We start from the raw sequence: 1,751 nt of genomic DNA on the forward strand, positions 1-1,751 counted from the left end.
GCCCCCTCCCCCCGAGGACCTGCGGCCCATCGACACGCTCCAGACGACCCGGACGGAGCCGCCCGCGCCCGTGGCGGAGGGGCGCACGGACCGCTCGAAGAAGTACAAGGGCCCGTACCACGCCAGCCGGAAGCGGCAGTTGTTCCACTTCCCGGACTGCGACGGGGCGAAGAAAATCCACCCCGAGAACCTCATCGTCTACAAGACGCGCGAGGCGGCGGCCCAGGAACGACGTCCCGCCCAGGACTGCAACCCATGACGAAGACACGCGTGTCGCGGGCCACGCTGGACCGCATCGAGGACGACGTCGCGGTGCTCATCGTCGAAGGGCGCGAGGTGACACGGCCCCTCACGTCACTCCCCTCGGGCGTGCGCGAGGGTGACGTGCTGGACCTGGAGACGATGCGGGTGGACGCGGAAGCCACCGAGGCGCTGCGCGAGGAAGTGCGCATGGCGCGTCAACAGGCGATGCAGGGCAAGAAGCCGCCCGCGGGCAACTTCGACCTCTGAGGCGGACTCTCGGCGGCTGTGCCAGGTCCCGAGGCCTCCCCTCGACGAGAGGGAGAGGCCCGGGGCCCTGGTTCGGGACTACCGCCCGGAGAGGACGAGCGGAATCTCCAGGTCGACGTCCTCACCCGAGAAGCTGGAGAAGACCATGCGCTTGGCACGGTCCCGGATGCAGGTGCCCACCGTGTTCGAGGAGCCGTTCAGGTCCTTGCGGCTGAACGTGGCGGCCTTCACCGCGCCCGACGTGCCCACGGTGGCGGTGAGCGTCACCTTCCCGCCCTTGAAGGACGGATTGCGGCGCAGCTCCTGGTCCACGCAGTCGCGGAACGCGACCTGGGTCTGCTCCACGATGCGCTCCACTTCCTCGTCCGACGGACCGCCCACTTCCTCGGTGTCCGCCGCGGCCACGTCCGCATCCTCGCGGACCTCCGGAGCGACGTCCTTCTTCTCCGTGTCGTTGTAGACCGCCGCGACCTGCTCCTTGGACGGAGCCGCCACGGCGGCGCCCTCGGTGCCGGCCGTCGGCTCGGCGGCCTTGGGCTCGGCGGGCTGCACCGCGGCCGGGGGCGACTCGGGGGTCACCTTCGTCGCAGGCGGCGGAGCTGGCGGGGGCGTCTTGCCCAGCAGCTTGTCGCGCAGCGCGCCCATGCCGGCACCGGTGAAGACGGACTGCTCCACCCGGTTGCCCTCGGCGTCCACCGTCGTCACCCGCAGCGGCATGACGCCCAGCGACTCCGACAACACGTAGGCGGCTCCCACCGGCACGATGATGAGCAGCAGCGCGAAGACGGCGTACTTCCAGCCGGAGTTGCGCCGCGTGACACCCGCCTTCTTGGCGAAGTGGCGCGTGTCCTCCCGAGGCCTGCGCTCCTCTTCATCACCGCCGCCCAGCGAGGCCAGCGGGTCCTCCTGGGGAACGTCGTCCTGGTCCCCCCGCTCTGGAAGGTCCAGGTCGGAGAACAGCTCGTTCAGCGGCGCCGCGCTGGCGGCCGGTGCCGCCCCTCGCCGCGCCGAGGCCTGGGATTGGCCTCGAGGATCAGGCTCACCGAAGTACGTCGTGTCCGGGTCCTCCTCAGGCACCCACGCTCGCTGGGGCTCGGGCTGCTGCTCGGGCTCCGGCTCCTGGGGGTACTGCGGCTCCGGCTCGGGGAAATAGGGCTGCTGCTCGGGCTCCGGCTCCCGGCGAGCAGGCGTGCTCTTCGAGACTCGGGCGGGAGGCGGCTCCGCCACGGGCGGAGCCGCCT

At 71.4% G+C, this 1,751-nt stretch carries 2 protein-coding genes and 1 pseudogene; 2 read left to right on the top strand and 1 reads right to left on the bottom strand.

The window, feature by feature from the left end; all coding sequences use genetic code 11:
• Both FJV41_RS52955 and FJV41_RS48980 read left to right on the top strand, forming a co-directional pair.
• A pseudogene (locus FJV41_RS52955) lies at positions 1-259 on the top strand (ComEC/Rec2 family competence protein); the annotation flags it as partial.
• Positions 256-510, top strand: coding sequence for a DUF3006 domain-containing protein (locus FJV41_RS48980; RefSeq protein ID WP_141649483.1), 255 nt, complete (start codon positions 256-258; stop codon positions 508-510). The pseudogene FJV41_RS52955 and the gene FJV41_RS48980, both read left to right, overlap by 4 nt.
• A gap of 78 nt (positions 511-588) precedes the next feature.
• Here the strand turns inward: FJV41_RS48980 and FJV41_RS48985 are convergent.
• The coding region (locus FJV41_RS48985; protein ID WP_141649484.1) for an AgmX/PglI C-terminal domain-containing protein at positions 589-1,751 on the bottom strand (1,163 nt) is incomplete at its 5' end.

This window comes from Myxococcus llanfairpwllgwyngyllgogerychwyrndrobwllllantysiliogogogochensis, assembly GCF_006636215.1.
GTDB lineage: Bacteria > Myxococcota > Myxococcia > Myxococcales > Myxococcaceae > Myxococcus > Myxococcus llanfairpwllgwyngyllgogerychwyrndrobwllllantysiliogogogochensis.

Coding starts and splice junctions, on each gene's coding strand:
- FJV41_RS48980 (WP_141649483.1), top strand. CDS start 256: ATGACGAAGACACGCGTGTCGCGGGCCACGCTGGACCGCATCGAGGAC.